The organism is Microbispora sp. NBC_01389, assembly GCF_045040095.1.
Classification (GTDB): domain Bacteria; phylum Actinomycetota; class Actinomycetes; order Streptosporangiales; family Streptosporangiaceae; genus Microbispora.
The window spans coordinates 652,593-670,000 of record NZ_CP109552.1 but is presented as its reverse complement, the minus strand read 5'-3'; the positions used below and the strand labels follow the sequence as shown (position 1 = coordinate 670,000).

Annotated in this window: 19 protein-coding genes, 2 rRNA genes and 1 pseudogene (1 of these 22 only partly in view); 12 read left to right on the top strand and 10 right to left on the bottom strand. The window is 69.9% G+C overall.

Features of this window, described 5'->3' with window-relative positions:
• From OG344_RS03125 to OG344_RS03115, 3 genes are all read left to right on the top strand, one after another.
• A 23S ribosomal RNA gene (locus OG344_RS03125) occupies nucleotides 1-2,167 on the top strand (it extends 939 nt beyond the left edge of the window).
• A gap of 92 nt (nucleotides 2,168-2,259) precedes the next feature.
• Nucleotides 2,260-2,376: ribosomal RNA gene (gene rrf, locus OG344_RS03120) — 5S ribosomal RNA — on the top strand.
• A gap of 55 nt (nucleotides 2,377-2,431) precedes the next feature.
• Complete coding sequence (locus OG344_RS03115) at nucleotides 2,432-3,307, top strand: phosphotransferase family protein (protein WP_405086890.1); 876 nt, start codon at nucleotides 2,432-2,434, stop codon at nucleotides 3,305-3,307.
• 12 nt (nucleotides 3,308-3,319) lie between these two features.
• Here OG344_RS03115 and OG344_RS03110 read toward each other — a convergent pair whose 3' ends face one another.
• From OG344_RS03110 to pstS, 5 genes are read right to left on the bottom strand one after another with little or no spacing between them, the layout of a single operon-like run.
• Complete coding sequence (locus tag OG344_RS03110) at nucleotides 3,320-4,024, bottom strand: response regulator transcription factor (protein WP_405086889.1); 705 nt, start codon at nucleotides 4,022-4,024, stop codon at nucleotides 3,320-3,322.
• A 36-nt stretch (nucleotides 4,025-4,060) separates the two neighbouring features.
• Complete coding sequence (pstB, locus tag OG344_RS03105) at nucleotides 4,061-4,837, bottom strand: phosphate ABC transporter ATP-binding protein PstB (protein WP_327047734.1); 777 nt, start codon at nucleotides 4,835-4,837, stop codon at nucleotides 4,061-4,063.
• Between the two features lie 3 nt (nucleotides 4,838-4,840).
• Complete coding sequence (gene pstA, locus OG344_RS03100; RefSeq protein WP_405086888.1) at nucleotides 4,841-5,725, bottom strand: phosphate ABC transporter permease PstA; 885 nt, start codon at nucleotides 5,723-5,725, stop codon at nucleotides 4,841-4,843.
• Nucleotides 5,722-6,702, bottom strand: a complete 981-nt coding sequence (gene pstC, locus OG344_RS03095) for a phosphate ABC transporter permease subunit PstC (protein ID WP_327047732.1) — start codon at nucleotides 6,700-6,702, stop codon at nucleotides 5,722-5,724. Before pstC ends, pstA begins: the two co-directional genes overlap by 4 nt.
• 4 nt (nucleotides 6,703-6,706) lie before the next feature.
• A complete protein-coding gene (gene pstS, locus OG344_RS03090) occupies nucleotides 6,707-7,816 on the bottom strand; it encodes a phosphate ABC transporter substrate-binding protein PstS (protein ID WP_327047731.1) in 1,110 nt (369 codons plus the stop codon).
• Nucleotides 7,817-7,979: 163 nt separating this feature from the next.
• Here pstS and OG344_RS03085 point away from each other — a divergent pair, with 163 nt between their 5' ends.
• Together OG344_RS03085 and OG344_RS03080 are read left to right on the top strand one after the other, a co-directional pair.
• Nucleotides 7,980-8,441 (top strand): low molecular weight protein-tyrosine-phosphatase, encoded by a 462-nt coding sequence (locus OG344_RS03085; RefSeq protein WP_327047730.1) that lies wholly within the window; start codon nucleotides 7,980-7,982, stop codon nucleotides 8,439-8,441.
• Nucleotides 8,428-9,240 (top strand): fructosamine kinase family protein, encoded by an 813-nt coding sequence (locus OG344_RS03080; protein ID WP_405086887.1) that lies wholly within the window; start codon nucleotides 8,428-8,430, stop codon nucleotides 9,238-9,240. The genes OG344_RS03085 and OG344_RS03080 overlap by 14 nt, the downstream gene beginning before the upstream one ends.
• A 3-nt stretch (nucleotides 9,241-9,243) precedes the next feature.
• Here the strand turns inward: OG344_RS03080 and hisN are convergent, their stop codons facing one another.
• On the bottom strand, nucleotides 9,244-9,990 hold the full coding sequence (gene hisN, locus OG344_RS03075; protein ID WP_405089038.1) for a histidinol-phosphatase: 747 nt from the start codon (nucleotides 9,988-9,990) through the stop codon (nucleotides 9,244-9,246).
• Between the two features lie 136 nt (nucleotides 9,991-10,126).
• On the opposite strand from hisN, the gene OG344_RS03070 reads away from it, so the two are divergent.
• Complete coding sequence (locus tag OG344_RS03070; protein WP_405086886.1) at nucleotides 10,127-10,570, top strand: DUF4442 domain-containing protein; 444 nt, start codon at nucleotides 10,127-10,129, stop codon at nucleotides 10,568-10,570.
• Nucleotides 10,571-10,593: 23 nt separating this feature from the next.
• Here the strand turns inward: OG344_RS03070 and OG344_RS03065 are convergent, their stop codons facing one another.
• Nucleotides 10,594-10,848, bottom strand: a complete 255-nt coding sequence (locus tag OG344_RS03065; protein ID WP_405086885.1) for a hypothetical protein — start codon at nucleotides 10,846-10,848, stop codon at nucleotides 10,594-10,596.
• Nucleotides 10,849-10,959: 111 nt separating this feature from the next.
• On the opposite strand from OG344_RS03065, the pseudogene OG344_RS03060 reads away from it, so the two are divergent.
• Together OG344_RS03060 and OG344_RS03055 are read left to right on the top strand one after the other, a co-directional pair.
• A pseudogene (locus OG344_RS03060) lies at nucleotides 10,960-11,061 on the top strand (LysE family translocator); the annotation flags it as partial.
• Nucleotides 11,062-11,134: 73 nt separating this feature from the next.
• On the top strand, nucleotides 11,135-11,563 hold the full coding sequence (locus tag OG344_RS03055; protein WP_405086884.1) for a LysE family translocator: 429 nt from the start codon (nucleotides 11,135-11,137) through the stop codon (nucleotides 11,561-11,563).
• A gap of 4 nt (nucleotides 11,564-11,567) precedes the next feature.
• On the opposite strand, the gene rsgA is transcribed toward OG344_RS03055, so the two are convergent.
• Together rsgA and aroA are read right to left on the bottom strand one after the other, a co-directional pair.
• The gene (gene rsgA / locus OG344_RS03050) at nucleotides 11,568-12,644 is read right to left on the bottom strand and encodes a ribosome small subunit-dependent GTPase A (RefSeq protein ID WP_405089037.1); all 1,077 of its coding nucleotides are present in this window, start codon (nucleotides 12,642-12,644) and stop codon (nucleotides 11,568-11,570) included.
• A 31-nt stretch (nucleotides 12,645-12,675) separates the two neighbouring features.
• Nucleotides 12,676-14,085 (bottom strand): 3-phosphoshikimate 1-carboxyvinyltransferase, encoded by a 1,410-nt coding sequence (gene aroA / locus OG344_RS03045; RefSeq protein WP_405086883.1) that lies wholly within the window; start codon nucleotides 14,083-14,085, stop codon nucleotides 12,676-12,678.
• An 87-nt stretch (nucleotides 14,086-14,172) separates the two neighbouring features.
• Here aroA and OG344_RS03040 point away from each other — a divergent pair, with 87 nt between their 5' ends.
• On the top strand, nucleotides 14,173-14,922 hold the full coding sequence (locus tag OG344_RS03040) for an SOS response-associated peptidase (protein WP_327047723.1): 750 nt from the start codon (nucleotides 14,173-14,175) through the stop codon (nucleotides 14,920-14,922).
• A 132-nt stretch (nucleotides 14,923-15,054) separates the two neighbouring features.
• Entirely contained in the window at nucleotides 15,055-15,396 is a 342-nt protein-coding gene (locus OG344_RS03035) for a TraR/DksA family transcriptional regulator (RefSeq protein ID WP_405086882.1), read from the top strand.
• Nucleotides 15,397-15,454: 58 nt separating this feature from the next.
• On the opposite strand, the gene OG344_RS03030 is transcribed toward OG344_RS03035, so the two are convergent.
• The gene (locus OG344_RS03030; protein ID WP_327047721.1) at nucleotides 15,455-16,195 is read right to left on the bottom strand and encodes a methyltransferase domain-containing protein; all 741 of its coding nucleotides are present in this window, start codon (nucleotides 16,193-16,195) and stop codon (nucleotides 15,455-15,457) included.
• A gap of 302 nt (nucleotides 16,196-16,497) precedes the next feature.
• On the opposite strand from OG344_RS03030, the gene OG344_RS03025 reads away from it, so the two are divergent.
• Entirely contained in the window at nucleotides 16,498-17,139 is a 642-nt protein-coding gene (locus OG344_RS03025) for a sigma-70 family RNA polymerase sigma factor (protein WP_327049440.1), read from the top strand.
• Complete coding sequence (gene rsrA, locus OG344_RS03020) at nucleotides 17,136-17,402, top strand: mycothiol system anti-sigma-R factor (RefSeq protein WP_405086881.1); 267 nt, start codon at nucleotides 17,136-17,138, stop codon at nucleotides 17,400-17,402. The genes OG344_RS03025 and rsrA overlap by 4 nt, the downstream gene beginning before the upstream one ends.
• Nucleotides 17,403-17,408 lie beyond the last annotated feature (6 nt).

The window sequence follows — 17,408 nt, the reverse complement described above, 5'->3', positions numbered from 1 at the left end:
GCGTTACGTGGTGCTTGCCGGAGGTAGGGCTCTGGTTGGCTGATGGGCCCGACAAGGTTACTGACGTCAGCCAAACTTCGAATGCCGGTAAGTGGAGCGTGGCAGTGAGACTGCGGGGGATAAGCTCCGTGGTCGAGAGGGAAACAGCCCAGATCACCGACTAAGGCCCCTAAGCGTGTGCTAAGTGGGAAAGGATGTGGAGTCGCAGTGACAACCAGGAGGTTGGCTTAGAAGCAGCCACCCTTGAAAGAGTGCGTAATAGCTCACTGGTCAAGTGATTCTGCGCCGACAATGTAGCGGGGCTCAAGTACACCGCCGAAGTCGTGGCACCGCCGGCATTGCTGGTGGTGGGTAGGGGAGCGTCGTGCGAGCCGGTGAAGCTGCCGAGTGATCGTGTGGTGGAGGTCGTACGAGTGAGAATGCAGGCATGAGTAGCGAGTCAGAAGTGAGAATCTTCTGCGCCGAATGACCAAGGGTTCCTGGGGCAGGTTCGTCCGCCCAGGGTAAGTCGGGACCTAAGGCGAGGCCGACAGGCGTAGTCGATGGACAACGGGTTGATATTCCCGTACCCGCTGTGATGCGCCCATATCGAATCCGGGGATACTAAGGGTCCTTAAGCCGGTTGGCTCTTCGGAGCCGGCGTCAGGGTGAACGCCTGGCCTGATCTGGTAGTAGGTAAGCGATGGGGTGACGCAGGAAGGTAGCCCAGCCCGGGCGGTGGTTGTCCCGGGGTAAGCATGTAGGGAGAGAGATAGGCAAATCCGTCTCTCATTAATCCTGAGGTGTGATGCCGAGCCGATTGTGGCGAAGTGGGTGATCCTATGCTGCCGAGAAAAGCCTCTAGTGAGTGTCGTAGCGGCCCGTACCCTAAACCGACTCAGGTGGTCAGGTAGAGAATACCAAGGCGGTCGGGTGAACTGTGGTTAAGGAACTCGGCAAATTGCCCCCGTAACTTCGGGAGAAGGGGGACCTTTACTGGTGATGGAACTTGCTTCTTGAGCTGGTGGGGGTCGCAGTGGCCAGGGGGAAGCGACTGTTTACTAAAAACACAGGTCCGTGCGAAGTCGTAAGACGATGTATACGGACTGACGCCTGCCCGGTGCCGGAACGTTAAGGGGACCGCTTAGCACCTTTTGGGGTGCGAAGGTGAGAACTTAAGCGCCGGTAAACGGCGGTGGTAACTATAACCATCCTAAGGTAGCGAAATTCCTTGTCGGGTAAGTTCCGACCTGCACGAATGGCGTAACGACTTCCCCGCTGTCTCAACCACAGGCCCGGTGAAATTGCAGTACGAGTAAAGATGCTCGTTTCGCGCAGCAGGACGGAAAGACCCCGGGACCTTCACTACAGCTTGACATTGGCGTTTGGAGCGTCTTGTGTAGGATAGGTGGGAGACTGTGAAGCGGTGACGCTAGTTATCGTGGAGTCATTGGTGAAATACCACTCTGGTCGTTTTGGACGTCTAACCCGCGCCCGTGTATCCGGGTGGGGGACAGTGTCTGGTGGGTAGTTTAACTGGGGCGGTTGCCTCCTAAAAGGTAACGGAGGCGCCCAAAGGTTCCCTCAGCCTGGTTGGCAATCAGGTGTCGAGTGTAAGTGCACAAGGGAGCTTGACTGTGAGACTGACGGGTCGAGCAGGAGCGAAAGCTGGGACTAGTGATCCGGCATCGGCGTGTGGAAGCGGTGTCGCTCAACGGCTAAAAGGTACCCCGGGGATAACAGGCTGATCTTCCCCAAGAGTCCATATCGACGGGATGGTTTGGCACCTCGATGTCGGCTCGTCGCATCCTGGGGCTGGAGTAGGTCCCAAGGGTTGGGCTGTTCGCCCATTAAAGCGGTACGCGAGCTGGGTTTAGAACGTCGCGAGACAGTTCGGTCCCTATCCGCTGCGCGCGCAGGAGACTTGCGAGGGGCTGTCCCTAGTACGAGAGGACCGGGACGGACGAACCTCTGGTGTGCCAGTTGTTCCGCCAGGAGCACGGCTGGTTGGCTACGTTCGGTAGGGATAACCGCTGAAAGCATCTAAGCGGGAAGCTCGCCTCAAGATGAGGTCTCCCACCACGAGAGTGGGTAAGGCCCCCTATAGACGATGGGGTTGATAGGCCGGAAGTGGAAGCGTAGTAATGCGTGGAGCTGACCGGTACTAATAGGCCGAGGACTTGACCATATTATGCTCGCGTTCACTATGTGATCTCAGAGACAGCAACCGGCACACACCGCGGTTACGCGTGTGTGGTGTGGTTGTGTGTTTCATGGGGTTACGGCGGTTATAGCGGTGGGGAAACACCCGGTTACATTCCGAACCCGGAAGTTAAGCCCGCCAGCGCCGATGGTACTGCACCGGGGACGGTGTGGGAGAGTAGGACGCCGCCGGACAATCTTTTGAGGGGGGCCATCCCGTTGGGATGGCCCCCCTTTTTTTTGTGCCCGAATGGACTGGAGCGCTGCGGTGTTCGAGGAGATCCGCCGGTTGCTGGCCCGCCATCTGCCCGGGTTCGAGGTCAGGGTGATCGAGCGGCTGGGCGAGGGACAGGACAACGCCGCGTACGAGGTCAACGGCGAGTTGGTCGTGCGCCAGAGCAAGGCCGGCGATCCCACTGAGCGCGGAGAGGCGGTCGACCGTGAAGCGGCGCTGCTGGCCGTCATGAGCGAGGTGTCGCCGCTCCCGGTTCCGCGGCCGGTTCTCGTCGTTCCCGAGGCGGGGGTGCTGGCCTATCCCAAGCTGCCCGGCCTGCCGCTCAACCGTCATCCCGTGCCGGAGCCGGCCCGCCTGGCGGCACCCCTGGGCGCCTTCCTCAGCGCCCTGCACATGCTGCCCGTCCCCCGGGTGGAGGACCTGGTGCTGCGCGACGCCTGTCCGTTGCGCGACCTCAGGGAGGAGGCGGAGGGAGACTACGCGGAGATCGCCGGCCGTCTGCCCGCGGAGGAGCGCGCGCTGGTCGAGGTGTTCCTCGCCGCCGAGGCGCCCGCGGACCCCGAAACGCTGACGTTCTGCCACAACGACCTGGGCAGCGAGCATGTGCTGGTGGACGTCGCGACGAGCACGGTGACGGGGGTCATCGACTGGACGGACGCCGCCGTCGCCGATCCCGCGTACGACCTCGCGCTCGTCTACCGGGATCTAGGCCCCGCCGTCCTCGCCCGGACGCTGGAGCACTACCAGGGCGGGCTGGACGCCGCCGCTCGTGAACGGATGCTCTTCTACGCCCGGTGCGCGCTGCTGGAGGACATCGCGTACGGCCTGCGCACGGGCGTCGCGCCGTACGCGGAGGCCGGCCTGGCGCATCTCGGCCGGACCTTCTCCTGAGAGAACGGCCGCTCAGCCGCTGACGAGCCGGTAGCCGACGCCGCGCACTGTCTGGATCATGGTGTCCTCCACGTCGCCGAGCCGGGCCCGCAGGCGCTTCACGTGGACGGCGATCGTGTTCGTCGACATGCCGTCGGTCGAGTGCCAGACGTTGCGCATGATCTGTTCGCGGGTGACGGTCCTGTCCGCGTTGCGCATCAGGTAGTGCAGCAGCTCGAACTCCCGCAGCGGCAGGTGGACGACGCGCCCGCCGACCTTCACCTGGTACGCCGTGACGTCGAGCTCGACGTCACCGATCGTCAGCACGGTCCGGTGGTTGTCCTGCTGCCGGAACGCGGCCTGGACGAGGGGGAGCAGTTCGGGCACCCGGTACGGCCGGGCCACGCAGGCCGTCGCCCCGGCCTCCAGGGCCCGCAGCGCCTGCCCGGCATCGCCGCCGAGGTCGATGCCGAGCAGGACCGGCACGGTTCGCGCGAGCCGTACGGCCCGCACGAAGTCCACCGGCCCCACGATCGGGAGGGAGGCGCAGATCAGCACGGCGTCCGGCCGGAGCGCCCCTGCCTGCAGCAGCGCCTGGGCGCCGTCCGGCACACCGGTCACGTCGACGCCCTCGGCCTGCATGGCGGCCGAGAGCTGTCGCACCAGACCCGCGTCCGGATCGGCCACCAGGAGCATGGGCGCCGTCCGAGTGTCCCCGTCCACTGCGGGTGCCGTCACCCGGTCCCTCCAATGCTCGTCGGCAGGAAGTGCGCGTCAGCCGAAGCGGCCGGTGATGTAGTCCTCGGTCGCCTTCTCCGCCGGATTGGTGAAGATCTTCGAGGTCTCGTCCATCTCGACGAGCTTGCCGGGCTGTCCCTGCGCGGCGAGGTTGAAGAACGCCGTCCTGTCGCTGACCCGCGCGGCCTGCTGCATGTTGTGGGTCACGATCACGATCGTGTAGTCCTGCTTGAGCTTCGAGATCAGGTCCTCGATCGCGAGCGTCGAGATGGGGTCGAGGGCCGAGCACGGCTCGTCCATGAGCAGCACCTGCGGCTGTACGGCGATCGCGCGGGCGATGCACAGGCGCTGCTGCTGGCCGCCGGACAGGCCGGAGCCGGGCCTGGCGAGCCGGTCCTTGACCTCGTTCCACAGGTTGGCGCCCTTGAGGGACTCCTCGACGACGCCGTCCAGCTGGGAGCGGGACACCCGGCCGTTCAGCCGCAGCCCCGCCGCCACGTTGTCGTAGATCGACATCGTGGGGAAGGGGTTCGGCCGCTGGAACACCATGCCGATGGTCCGGCGGACCGACACGGGGTCGATCTCCGGGCCGTACAGGTCCTGGTCCTCCAGGCGGACCTTGCCCTCGACCCGGGCCCCGGGGATGACCTCGTGCATGCGGTTGAGCGTGCGCAGGAAGGTCGACTTGCCGCAGCCGGAAGGGCCGATGAACGCGGTCACCGAACGCGGATCGATGGTCATCGAGATGCCCTCGATGGCCTTGTGCGAGCCGTAGTAGGCGTCGAGGCCGGCGACCTCGATCTGCTTGGCCATTCCTTACCTCCTCCTCGCGGGCGAACGCCACCAGGTGATGAGGCGCGCGACCAGGTTGAGCAGCATGACGATCAGGATCAGGGTCAGCGCCCCGGTCCAGGCGCGGTCGACGGCGACGTCCGTCGGCAGGACCGTCTGGTTGAAGACGTACAACGGCAGCCCCATCTGGGGGCCGCTGAACGGGTCGTTGTTGATGGAGTCCGTGATGAAGACGGTGAGGAGCAGCGGCGCCGTCTCACCGGCGACCCGGGCGACGGCCAGCATGACGCCGGTCACGATGCCGGGGAGCGCCGTGGGCAGCACCACCTTGACGATCGTGCGCCACTTGGGCACGCCCAGCGCGTACGACGCCTCGCGCAGCTCGCGCGGGACGAGGCGGAGCATCTCCTCGGTGGCCCGGACCACCACCGGCATCATCAGGATCGACAGCGCGAGCGCGCCGGCGAAGCCCGAGAACGACATGCCGAGCACCAGGATCCAGAAGGCCAGGACGAACAGGCCGGAAACCACGGAAGGGACGCCGGTCATGACGTCCACGAAGAAACTGATGATCCTCGACAGGCGGCCACCCTCGCCGTACTCGATGAGGTAGACCGCGGTGAGCAGGCCGATCGGCACCGCGATGAGCGAGGCGAGCAGCACCTGTTCGAGCGTGCCGATGATCGCGTGGTAGGCGCCGCCGCCGGCGTCCCTCGCCCCGATGTTGCGCATCGAGTGGGTGAAGAACTCCATGTCGAACCGGCCGGCGCCGTTCTTGACGACGAGCCACAGCACCGACACGAGCGGGATGACCGCGAGCGCGAACGCCAGATAGACGAGCGCCTGGACCAGGCGGTCCTTCGCTCGCCGCGTGACGGAGATGGGCTGGATTCCGGTCTGTACGGTCACGCTGCGGCCCTCGCGTACTCCTTGCGGCGGGCGATGATGAAGCGGGCGGCCATGTTCACCAGCAGGGTGATGAGGAACAGGACGAGACCCGAGGCGATCAGCGCGCCGCGGCCGACCTCGGTCGCCTCGCCGAAGCCGTTCGCGATGTTGGCGGCGATGCTGTTGCCGTACGGGCCGAGGATCTGGAACGAGATCTTGAAGGTCGCCGGGAAGATGAGCGCGACGGCGATGGTCTCGCCCATGGCCCGGCCGAGGCCGAGCATCGCGGCGCTGATCACGCCGGGCCGGCCGAACGGCAGGACCGCCGTCCGGATCATCTCCCAGCGCGTCGCGCCGAGCGCCAGCGCCGCCTCCTCCTGCATCTTGGGGGCCTGCAGGAAGACCTCGCGGGAGATCGCGGCGATGATCGGCAGGATCATGATGGCGAGCACGAGCGACGCGGTGAGCATGCTCTTGCCCACGATCGATTCCCCGCCGAACAGCGGGATCCAGCCGAAGTAGTCGTTGAGGAACGTCGACGGCCCGACCATGAACGGGACGAGGAAGGTTACCCCCCACAGTCCGTACACCACGCTGGGGACCGCCGCGAGGAGGTCCACGACGTAGCCCAGCGCCGAGGCGAGCCGCCGGGGCGCGTAGTGGGAGATGAACAGCGCGACGCCCACGGCCACCGGGGTGGCGATCAGCAGCGCGAGCAGCGAGCTCAGCACGGTGCCGAACGCCAGCGCACCGATGCCGAAGACCGGCTTGGTCGCGTTCGGCTGCCAGGTCAGCTCGGTCAGGAAGTGGGAGGTGTTCGCCTGGAGGGCGGGGACGGCCTTGACGACCAGGAACAATCCGATCGCGGCCATGATCGCCAGCAGGACGACGCCGGCGCCGGTCGAGGCGAAGCGGAACGGGCCGTCGCCGCGGCTGCGCCGGAAGGCGGACCGGCGCAGGGCCGGTCCGCTCTCCGTGGTTCTGGTTGGTGTGGCCATGTGGCTAGGAGATGGCCTCGACGGCGGTGCGGACCTTGGTCAGCAGGCTCGACGGCAGCGGGGCGTAGCCGAGGCTGGTCAGCGCCTGCTGGCCCTCGTCGCTGGAGGTGTAGCCCAGGAACGACTTGACCAGCTTCGCGTCGTCGGCCGACAGGCCCTTCTCGCAGGTGATCTCGTAGGTCACCAGGACGATCGGGTAGGCGCCCGCGGCCTGGGTGGCGTAGTCGATCTTCAGCTTGAGGTCGTTGCCGGTGCCCTCGACCTGGGCGGCCTCGACGGTCTTGGCCGCGTTCTCCGGGGTGAGCTCGACGAACTCGCCCGAGCCGTTGGCCACCTTGGCCTTCTGCAGCTGCGAGTTCTCCGCGAAGGACAGCTCGACGTAGCTGACCGCGCCCTCGGTGCTCTTGATGCTGGAGGCGATGCCGTCCGAGCCCTTCGCGCCCTGGCCCTGCGCCTCGGCCGGCCACGCCTTCGCCGGCTCGTACGGCCACTCGGCGGTGGCCTTGAGGAACTTGGTGAAGTTGTCGCTGGTGCCGGACTCGTCCGAGCGGTGGAACGCCTGGATGGCGGTCGAGGGCAGCTTCGCGTCGGGGTTGTCGGCCTTGATGGCCGGGTCGTCCCACTTGGTGATCTTGCTGTTGAAGATGCCGCCGATCGTCTTCGGCGAAAGCTGCAGGCCGTCCACACCCGGCAGGTTGTAGACGACGGCCACCGGGCCGGTCACCATCGGCAGGTTGATCGCCTTGCCGGTCTTGCAGCGGGCGTCGGCCTGGGCCGGCTCGCCCTTGTCCTCCTTGAGCGCGGAGTCGGAGCCGGCGAAGGCCACCGTGCCCTGGATGAACGCCTGGACACCGGCGCCCGAGCCGCTCGGGTTGTAGTTGATGCTGACGCCGGGGTTCGACGACTGGAAGTTCTTCTTCCACTCCGCGATGGCGTTCGCCTGGGCCGAGGAACCGGCGGAGTTGATGGTGCCCTTCAGGCTGTCGTCGCCCTGGGCGGGAGCGGCGGCGCCCGCGGTGGCTCCCGCGTCGCCCGAGTTGTCATCGGTCCCGCATGCGGCGAGCGAGAGCACGCCGACGAGGGTGGCGGCTGCGAGCCGGCCTGCATACTTCACGGTTGTTCCTCCCCTTGTCTTCTCAACACCAGGGACGGTAGGGAGCCGAGGTGACCTAAAACCTTGGTAAAGGTGAACGCGTAGTGAACGCCCCCGGTCGCTCTTGTGCGACCTCCGGGAGATAACGAGCAGGTCACGGGCGTTATGGGAGAGACTTGAGTTCATGAAGCGTGTATGTCTGGTCTGTATGGGCAACATCTGCCGCTCCCCGATGGCCGAGGTGGTGCTGCGCCGTACGCTCGCCGGACGCGGGCTCGGCGACGTCGAGGTGGACAGCGCCGGCACCGGCGGCTGGCACGCCGGGGAGCCGATGGACGAGCGGGCGCTGGCCACCCTGGCCGATCACGGGTACGACGGCTCCGCGCACCGGGCCCGCCGGTTCGACCCGGCGTGGTTCGCCGAGCGCGACCTGATCCTCGTGATGGACCGCGACAACCTCCGTGCCGTACGGCGGATCGCGCCGCCGGACGCCGACGTGCGGATGTTGCGCTCGTTCGACCCGGCGGCCCCCGAGGGCGCCGAGGTGCCCGACCCCTACTACGGGGGACGGCAGGGGTTCACCGACGTGCTGCGCATGGTCGAGGCCGCCTGCGAGGGGGTGGCGAAGTACCTTGAGGATCACTAGGGATCTGGGCGGCGGCCACGCGTGGACCCTGCACGAGGGCCTGCTCGGCGACGGCCGCCGCGTGTTCGTCAAGAAGGGCGCCGGTGCCGCGGCCGGGGTCCTGGAGAGCGAGGCGGCCGGGCTGCGGTGGCTCGCCGAGCCGCGGGCCGTGGCCGTGCCCGAGGTGCTCGCCGCCGAGGGCGGGACGCTGGTGCTGGAGTGGATCGACACCGCGCCGGCGACCGCGGCGGCGGCCGAGCGGTTCGGGCGGGACCTCGCCGCCCTGCACGCGGCCGGGGCGGGCGCCTTCGGCGCGCCCTGGCCCGGTTACATCGCCGAGTTGCCGATGGACAACGACACCGCGCCGGACTGGCCGTCGTTCTACGTCTCCCGCCGCGTCCTGCCGTTCGTACGGCTCGCGCGCGACCGGGGCGCGCTGCCGGCCCGGGACGTGAGCCTCGTCGAGGAGGCGTGCGACCGGGTGGCGGAGGTGGCCGGGCCGCCGGAGCCGCCCAGCCGGATCCACGGCGACCTGTGGAGCGGCAACCTGCTGTGGTCCCGCGGCGGCGAAGCCGTGCTGGTGGACCCGGCCGCCCACGGCGGCCACCGCGAGACGGACCTGGCGATGCTCGCGTTGTTCGGCGCGCCCCGCCTCGACACGATCCTCGGCGCCTACCGCGAGGCGGCGCCGCTCGCCGAGGGCTGGCGTGAGCGGGTGCCGCTGCACCAGCTCCACCCGCTGGCCGTCCACGTCTGCCTGTTCGGCGAGGCCTACCGCGGCAGCCTGCTCACCGCCGCGGGCGACGTCCTGGCGATGTGAGCGTCAGCGGGGAGACAGGCGCCCCAGCACCTCGTCGTGCAGCAGGCCGTTGGTGCAGACGAGGTTGCCGCCGTCGAGCGGGGCGGCGCCGTCGAGCGAGGTGCAGGAGCCGCCGGCCTCCTCCACGATGATCGTGAGCGCCGCCATGTCCCACGGCGACAGCTCGGGCTCGGCGGAGACGTCCACCGCGCCCTCGGCGACCATCATGTGCGACCAGAAGTCGCCGTAGCCGCGGCTGCGCCAGCACTCCCTGGTGAGGTCCAGGAACGGTTCGAGCCGCCCGGCCTTCTCCCATTCCTCCAGGTCGGAGAAGGAGAACGAGGCGTCGTCGAGCCGCCCCACCGACGAGACCTCGCAGCGGGACGCCTTGCTCAGGCTGCGGCCGGTCCACGCGCCGCCCCCCTTGGCGGCCCACCAGCGGCGGCCGAGCGCGGGAGCCGAGACCACGCCCGCGACGACCCTGCCGTGCTCCATCAGGGCGATCAGCGTGGCCCACACGGGCACCCCGCGGACGTAGTTCTTCGTCCCGTCGATCGGGTCGATCACCCACGAGCGCATGCCGTACCCGGTCGTGCCGAACTCCTCGCCCACGACGGAGTCGCGGGGCCGGGCGCGGCGGAGGGCGCCCCGGATCGCCTCCTCCACCGCCCGGTCGGCGTCGCTGACCGGGGTGAGGTCGGGCTTGGTGTCGACCCGCAGGTCGACGGCCTTGAAACGGCGCATCGTGATGTCGTCGGCGGCGTCGGCCATCAGGTGCGCGAGGTTCAGGTCGTCGCGATACTCCGTCACAGGCCCCAAGGTATCGCGACGCTCCCCCGGATGAGCGGACGGATCACGCGGGCCGGACCAGCCACTCGGGCCGTACCAGTCGGTAACATCTAGGGTCATGGACATCGCCGCCTTCCTCCTCGACAGCGTCCCCTTCGCCCGGCTGCTCGGCATCACGTTCGACTCGGTCGGCCCCGGTGCGGCGGTCGCCCGCCTGGCCGACCGGGCGGACCTGCGCAACCACGTCGGCGGCCCGCACGCCGGCGCCCTGTTCACGCTGGCCGAGACGGCCTCGGGCGCGGCGCTGCTGTCGGCGTTCGGCGACCAGCTCACGCGGGCCGTGCCGCTCGCGACCGGAGCCGCGATCCGCTACCTGAAGCTCGCCACGGGCGAGGTCACCGCCGCCGCCACCCTGCGGGCCGCGCGGGAGGAGGTCGTCGCACGCCTGGACGCGGGCGAACGGCCCGAGTTCGAGGTCGGCGTCGAGATCCGGAACGCCGAGGGCGTCGTCGTCACCGAGATGACCGTCACCTGGACCCTCCGCCCCAACCGCGAGTCCTGAGCCGGTCCGCGGTCAGTCGGTGTTCAGTCGGCGAGGACGTCGTCGGGGGAGGACCGGGCGAGGCGGGCGAGGGTGGCCAGGGCGGCATCGAGCGTCTCCGCCGGAGGGGAGGCGAGGCCCAGGCGGACGGCGTTCGGCGCGCGGTGGTCACCCACGGCGAACGCCGCCGCCGGGGTGACGCCGATGCCGTGCCGCGCCGCGGCGGCCACGAACGTGTCGGCCCGCCACGGGGGCGGCAGCTCCCACCAGCAGTAGTACGACCTCGGGTCGGCGCGCACCGCGAACCCGCCGAGACGACGCGCCGCGATCTCCTGCCGCGCCTCGGCGTCCCGCCGCTTGCCGCGGCCCAGCGCGTCCAGGACGCCGTCCGCGGCGAGCCGGACCGCGGAATGGTGCTCTCCCCGGGCCCGAACATGATGTATCTCGTGTCGCGGAGCATCGGCCAGGGGCGCCGGGCGGGCCTCGTCTCCCTCAGCGGGGTCGTCGCGGGCTTCCTCGTGTACCTGGCCGCCGCGAACCTCGGCCTGGCGGTGCTGCTCGCGGCGTTCCCCGCAGGTCCTCGCCGTGATCCGGCTGGCCGGGGCGGCCTACCTGCTGTGGCTCGCCTGGCAGGCCGTCCGGCCCGGCGGCGTCTCGGTGTTCGCCGTACGGGACGTGCCGCCCGACTCCCCGGGGCGGCTGTTCACCATGGGCCTGATGACGAACCTGCTCAATCCGAAAATCGCCGTACTGTATATAACTGTCATTCCGCAGTTCGTCGACGTGAGCCGGGGAGACGTGCTGCTCCAGGGCGTCGTTCTCGGCGGTCTCCAGATCGCGGTGGCCGCGACGGTGAACTCCTCGATCGTGCTGGCCGCCGGCGGCGTCGCGGGCTTCCTGGCGCACCGGCCGGGATGGCTGCGGGCACAACGGATCGTCACGGGCGGGATGCTCGGAGCGCTCGCCGTCACGATCGCCGTCCCCGGCGGCGCGTCGCACCTGCTCGCGGGGTGACCATTCAGGCCTCGTCCCGCTCCTCGCCTCTGTCCTCGCCTCTGTCCTCTTCGGAGGCGCCCTCGCGGCTGGCGAGCAGCCGCCGCAGCGACTCCAGGCGCACGGGGTCGGCGTGCCCCTCGGCGACGTAGCCCACGAGCGCGCAGTCGTCCCCGAGATGGATGCAACCCTTGGGGCAGCCGGCCGAGGCGTCCACGAGATCGGGGAACGCCGCGAGCACGGTCTCCACCGAGACGTGGGCGAGCCCGAAGCTGCGCACCCCCGGCGTGTCGATGATCCAGCCGCCCTCGGGCAGCTCCAGCGCGACCGCCGAGGTGGAGGTGTGCCGGCCCCGGCCGGTGACCGCGTTGACATGGGACACCGCCCGGTGGGCGTGCGGCACCAACGCGTTGACCAGGGTCGACTTGCCGACGCCCGAGTGACCGACCAGCACGCTGATCCGGTCCGCGAGCGCCGCCGCCAGGTCGTCGAGCGCGCCGCCCCTGCGGACGACGACGTACGGCACGCCGAGGGGCTCGTACGACGCCACGAGGCCGGCGGCGGGGGCGAGATCCGACTTGGTGAGGCACAGCAGCGGCTCGATGTCGGCGTCGAAGGCCGCGACGAGCATCCGGTCGATCATCCGGGGACGCGGCGGAGGATCGGCGAGCGCGGTGACGATCACCAGCTGGTCGGCGTTGGCGACGATGGGCCGCTCGATGTCGTCGGTGTCGTCGGCGCTGCGGCGCAGCATCGACGACCGCTCCTCGACGCGGACGACGCGCGCCAGCGTGTCGGGCTGCCCCGTCACGTCGCCCACCAGAGCGACGCGGTCGCCCACGACGATGCCCTTGCGGCCGAGCTCACGCGCCTTCATCGCGACAACGAGCGTCCGTTCGCCCTTCCGCTCGCCCCTCCGCCGGCCGGACGGCTCGGTGCCGGGCACGCCCTGGCCGACCAGGCAGGTGTAACGCCCGCGGTCGACGGCCACCACGAAGCCCTCGACCGCCTCGCTGTGGGCAGGCCTGATCCGCGTCCGGGGCCGCGAGCCCTTGCCCGGCCTGACCCTGACGTCGTCCTCGTCGTAGCGTCGTCTGCTCAGTTCCCGTGCCCCGATCGTCCCGGTGCCATCATCAGCGCCCCCCGCCGAGGCCCTCGCTGAGGCCTTCGCTGCCCAGCATCGCGGCCCACATGCGGGGGAACTCGGGCAGCGTCTTGGCGGTCGTCGCGATGTCCTCGACCTCGACGCCCGGCACGACCAGGCCGATGACGGCGCCCGCCGTGGCCATGCGGTGGTCGGCGTAGGAGTGGAAGACGCCGCCGGTCAGCGGCCGGGGACGGATGTCCAGGCCGTCGTCGGTCTCCCGGGCGTCGCCGCCCAGCCGGTTGATCTCCGTCGCGAGCGCGGCGATCCGGTCGGTCTCGTGTCCCCGGATGTGCGCGACGCCCCTGATGCGGGAGGGGCCCTCGGCCAGCGCGGCGAGCGCCGCGATCGTGGGCGTGAGCTCGCTGACGTCCCGCAGGTCGGCGTCGATGCCGCGCAGCGATCCGGTGCCCGTCACCCGCAGGCCCTCCGGCACCCGCTCGACCCGCGCGCCCATCTCGGCGAGCAGCCCGCGCAGCGCGTCGCCGCCCTGCGTCGTCTCCTCCGGCCAGTCCGGCACGACGACGGCGCCGCCGGTGACCAGGGCGGCCGCGAGGAACGGCGCGGCGTTGGACAGGTCGGGCTCGACCGTGACCTCCCCGGCCCGGACCGGCCCGGCCTGCACCCGCCACACGTCGGTCGCGGTGTCGTCCACCTCGACCCCGGCCCGGCGCAGCATCTGCACGGTCATCTCGATGTGCGGCATCGAGGGGACGGGCGGGCCGTCGTGCCGCACGGTCACGCCCTTCTCGAAGCGCGCGCCGGCCAGCAGCAGGCCCGAGACCATCTGGGAGGAGACGGACGCGTCGAGGACGACCTCCCCGCCCGAGATCGGCCCGCGGATCGTGAACGGCAGCGCGTCGCCCTCGACCGCGGCGCCGAGCGCGCGGAGCGCGCCGAGGATCGGGCCCATCGGCCGCTTGCGCGCGTGCGGGTCGCCGTCGAAGAAGACCGGCCCGTCGGCGAGCGCGGCGACCGGCGGCACGAACCGCATCACGGTCCCGGCCAGCCCGGTGTCGATCGACACCCCGCCGCGTACGGGCCGGGGGGTCACGGCCCAGTCCACGCTGTCGGCGCTCTCGTTGGACGGTGTCATCTCGGCGCCGAGCGCGCGCAGCGCCGCCGCCATGAGGTCGGCGTCGCGGCTGCGCAGCGCGAGCCGTACGGTGCCGGGGGCGTCGGCCAGCGCGGCGAGCACCAGCGCGCGGTTGGTCACCGACTTCGAACCGGGCAGGCGCACCGTCGCGCGGACCGGCCCGGCGGCCACCGGGGCGGGCCAGAGCGGTGCGGCGGCGCCGTGCTCACTGTGCTGCTCACTGTGCTGCTCACTGTGCTGCTGGCTGTGCTGACGGGTGGCATGCGGCTCGGCGCCGCCGGGCGCGGACTGCGGAGAGGCCATGCCGGCAAGCTTATCGGGACCCTCTCCGGCGGCCGTACGCCGCGCGGAGCCCGCCGGGACCGCGGTCCTTGTGCCAGTCTTGATGGCATGTGCGGGAGGTACGCGTCGGCGCGCAAGAAGCAGGAGCTGCTGGAGGAGTTCGAGGTCGAACTGGACGGCGTGCCCGACCAGGAGCTGCGGCCCGACTACAACGTCGCGCCCACCAAGAACGTTTACGCGGTGATGTGCCGGGTGCCGAAGGACGAGGGCGGCGAGAGCGCCGGCGACCAGGCGGTGCGGCAGCTCCGGCTGGTCCGGTGGGGGCTCGTGCCGAGCTGGGCCAAGGACCCGTCCGTCGGCTCCCGGATGATCAACGCCCGGGTGGAGACGGTGGCGGAGAAGCCGTCCTACCGCAGGGCGCTGAAGTCGCGCCGCTGCCTGCTGCCGGCGGACGGCTACTACGAGTGGATGCCGGTCGAGGGGAAGAGGAAGCAGCCCTTCTTCATCCACCCGGCCGACGGAGGCGTGCTCGCGATGGCCGGGCTGTACGAGTTCTGGAAGGACCCCGGCCGGGCGGACGACGACCCGCTGAAATGGCTGTGCACCTGCACCGTGATCACCACCACGGCGGAGGACCGGCTGGGCCGTATCCACGACCGCATGCCGATGATGGTCGAGCGGGAGCGCTGGGCGGAGTGGCTCGACCCCGGCGTCACCGATCCCACCGGGCTCCTCGTCCCGGCCGGCCCGGACCGGCTGGAGGCCTACGCCGTGTCCGACGTCGTGAACAACGTCCGCCACAACGGCCCCGAACTCGTCGAGCCCCTGGAAGGGGACGACGTCCCCAAGCTCTTCTGAAGGGTGTAAGCGGCGCGCGAAGTGGGAATCCGTTCGGGAAAGGCGGTCGCACGGAAAGTGACCGGCCGCTGACCGACCGGGAGACCGGGGGCTCCTGGGCGGATGACTCCCCACTCCCGGAGGTGCGGATTCGTGGATGTCGCGACCGCGCGTATGCGCCTGGAAAGCATGCTGCACGAGCTCGACCGGTCGATCGGCGTGCTGCGTGCGGGCACGGACGGGCACGGCGACCGGCACGGCGGGTCCTCCGCGGACGCGGGGGCCGGCCTCACCGACGCCGACCGCGCCCGGGCGATGCTCGACGCCGCGGCCCGGCAGCGTACGGCCGTGCTCGCCGCGCTGCGCCGGCTGGACGACGGCGGTTACGGGCGGTGCGCCGACTGCGGGTCGGCCGTGCCGGAGGGCAGGCTGGAGGCCCGCCCCGAGGCGGCGCGCTGCGTGCAGTGCCAGTCCCGGGCCGAACGCCGGCGCTGACCGGCCGACCCGGTCGGCTGATCGGTCGGCTGATCGGTCGGCTGATCGTTCCAGGTGCTCAGGACGGCTTGCGCACGCTGGCCACCAGGTGGATCCCCACCGTGTCTTCGCCGTCCGCCTGGGTTTCGAGCTCGGTGCGCACCAGCCAGGACAGCGACCTGCTCTCCGAGCTCAGCACGTGGTCCACGGTGGACGGGGACAGCACGGTGCGCGGGCGCACCCACTCGACCTCCAGCCCGGCGCCGGTGACCAGCTCGCGCACCTGCTGGGTGGTGAAGCAGCGGGTGATGCTGCCGTCCGGCCAGGGGATCAGCATGACCTCCCCGGTCTGGCACAGGTGCGCCCAGTAGTTCTGCTCGGCCAGGATCGCCATCCCGAGAACCAGCGAGTCGACGCAGAGCAGCGCTCGCCCGCCGGGCCGCAGCACCCTGGCGACGTCCTCGACGACCGACTCCGCCATGATCTCGACCGACAGCACGCGCTCCTCGGCGATGACGCCGTCCACGCTGCCGTCGGGCAGGAAGCCCAGATCGTCGGCGCGCACCTTCTGGATGCGCTCGGAGGCGTCGCGCAGCCACGGATCCCCCTGCCGGCGGAAGTCCACGACCTCGACCACGCGGTGCCCGGCGCGCGCCGCCTGGGCCGGCCACCGCCCCCGTCCGCCGGACAGGTCCAGCAGCAGGGAGGGGCGGGCGGGCAGCCACCGCCGGAGCTGCTCGGCGACCACCGCGTGGTAGAAGGTCCAGTACGGCCCGAGTGTGCCCGGGCCGTTGAGTTCGTTGGCCGGTATAGGCAGCACGAGCGGCTCCTGCACTCTGGCCGTCCCCGCGCACGCGCGTGGAACGGCGAAACTCGGTCTCCGGGCCACCTCGGTCGTGTCCGGCACCCGCACGCGACGGACGGCACTGGCCGGACACTCCCTCGCCGGTGCCTGGTTTTTTCCCCGCACCGGGTCGTTCGTCACCTCAAACTGCACCGGGAACAGACTCTACGCCCGCCCTGTTGCAGTTGTGCATGAAGACGTTGGTGCTGTCAGAAGGCCTCGACTGGCCCGGCCTGGGCGGACCGGTATCCTCGGCTGGGTACGGCGTCCTGAAGGGGGTGGGTCCGGTCTCCAAGACAGCCGAGGAGACTCTGGAGCAGCGCAGCGAGCGGTTCGAGCGCGACGTCTTGCCGTTTCTCGACCAGCTCTACTCCGCCGCGCTCCGGATGACCCGTAACGCAGCGGATGCGGAGGACCTCCTGCAGGAGACCTTCGCCAAGGCCTTCGCCTCCTTCCACCAGTTCCAGGAGGGGACGAACCTCAAGGCCTGGCTCTACCGCATCCTCACCAACACCTTCATCAACAGCTATCGGAAGAAGCAGCGGGAGCCCAAGCAGGCGGGCACCGAGGAGATCGAGGACTGGCAGCTGGCGCGGGCGGAGTCGCACACGTCCAGCGGGCTGAAGTCGGCCGAGATCGAGGCGCTTGAGCATCTTCCCGACAGTGACGTGAAGGATGCTCTCGCCGCGCTTCCCGAGGAGTTCCGCATCGCCGTCTACCTGGCGGACGTGGAGGGCTTCCCGTACAAGGAGATCGCCGAGATCATGGGCACGCCCATCGGGACCGTGATGTCGCGCCTCCACCGCGGCCGCCGGCAGCTCCGCAACCAGCTCGAGGACTACGCGCGCGAGCGCGGCCTCGTACGGCCGGACTCCCGCGGCGCGCATCAGGGCGGGACGGTTGGCGAGGAGGAGCGATGAGCTGCGGGAAACACCACAACACGCCGTGTGGAGAGGTGCTCGACAAGGTCTACACCTACCTGGACGGCGAGCTCGACAACGACCGGATCGCCGAGATCAGGAAGCACCTCGACGAGTGCGGCCCCTGTCTTGAGGAGTACGGCCTCGAAGAGGCGGTCAAGCGACTGGTGGCCAGGCACTGCGGGTGCGACCCCGTGCCGCAGGACCTCCGGGCCAGGGTCCTGTCCCGCATCCAGCAGGTACGCGCCGAGATGGCCGAATAGGCCGAG

Bases quoted from the DNA above. Each gene is read 5' to 3' on its own strand.
- OG344_RS03115 (WP_405086890.1), top strand. From the start codon at position 2,432: ATGGACTGGAGCGCTGCGGTGTTCGAGGAGATCCGCCGGTTGCTGGCC.
- pstB (WP_327047734.1), bottom strand. From the start codon at position 4,837: ATGGCCAAGCAGATCGAGGTCGCCGGCCTCGACGCCTACTACGGCTCG.
- pstC (WP_327047732.1), bottom strand. From the start codon at position 6,702: ATGGCCACACCAACCAGAACCACGGAGAGCGGACCGGCCCTGCGCCGG.
- OG344_RS03085 (WP_327047730.1), top strand. From the start codon at position 7,980: ATGAAGCGTGTATGTCTGGTCTGTATGGGCAACATCTGCCGCTCCCCG.
- hisN (WP_405089038.1), bottom strand. From the start codon at position 9,990: ATGGCCGACGCCGCCGACGACATCACGATGCGCCGTTTCAAGGCCGTC.
- OG344_RS03070 (WP_405086886.1), top strand. From the start codon at position 10,127: ATGGACATCGCCGCCTTCCTCCTCGACAGCGTCCCCTTCGCCCGGCTG.
- aroA (WP_405086883.1), bottom strand. From the start codon at position 14,085: ATGGCCTCTCCGCAGTCCGCGCCCGGCGGCGCCGAGCCGCATGCCACC.
- OG344_RS03040 (WP_327047723.1), top strand. From the start codon at position 14,173: ATGTGCGGGAGGTACGCGTCGGCGCGCAAGAAGCAGGAGCTGCTGGAG.
- rsrA (WP_405086881.1), top strand. From the start codon at position 17,136: ATGAGCTGCGGGAAACACCACAACACGCCGTGTGGAGAGGTGCTCGAC.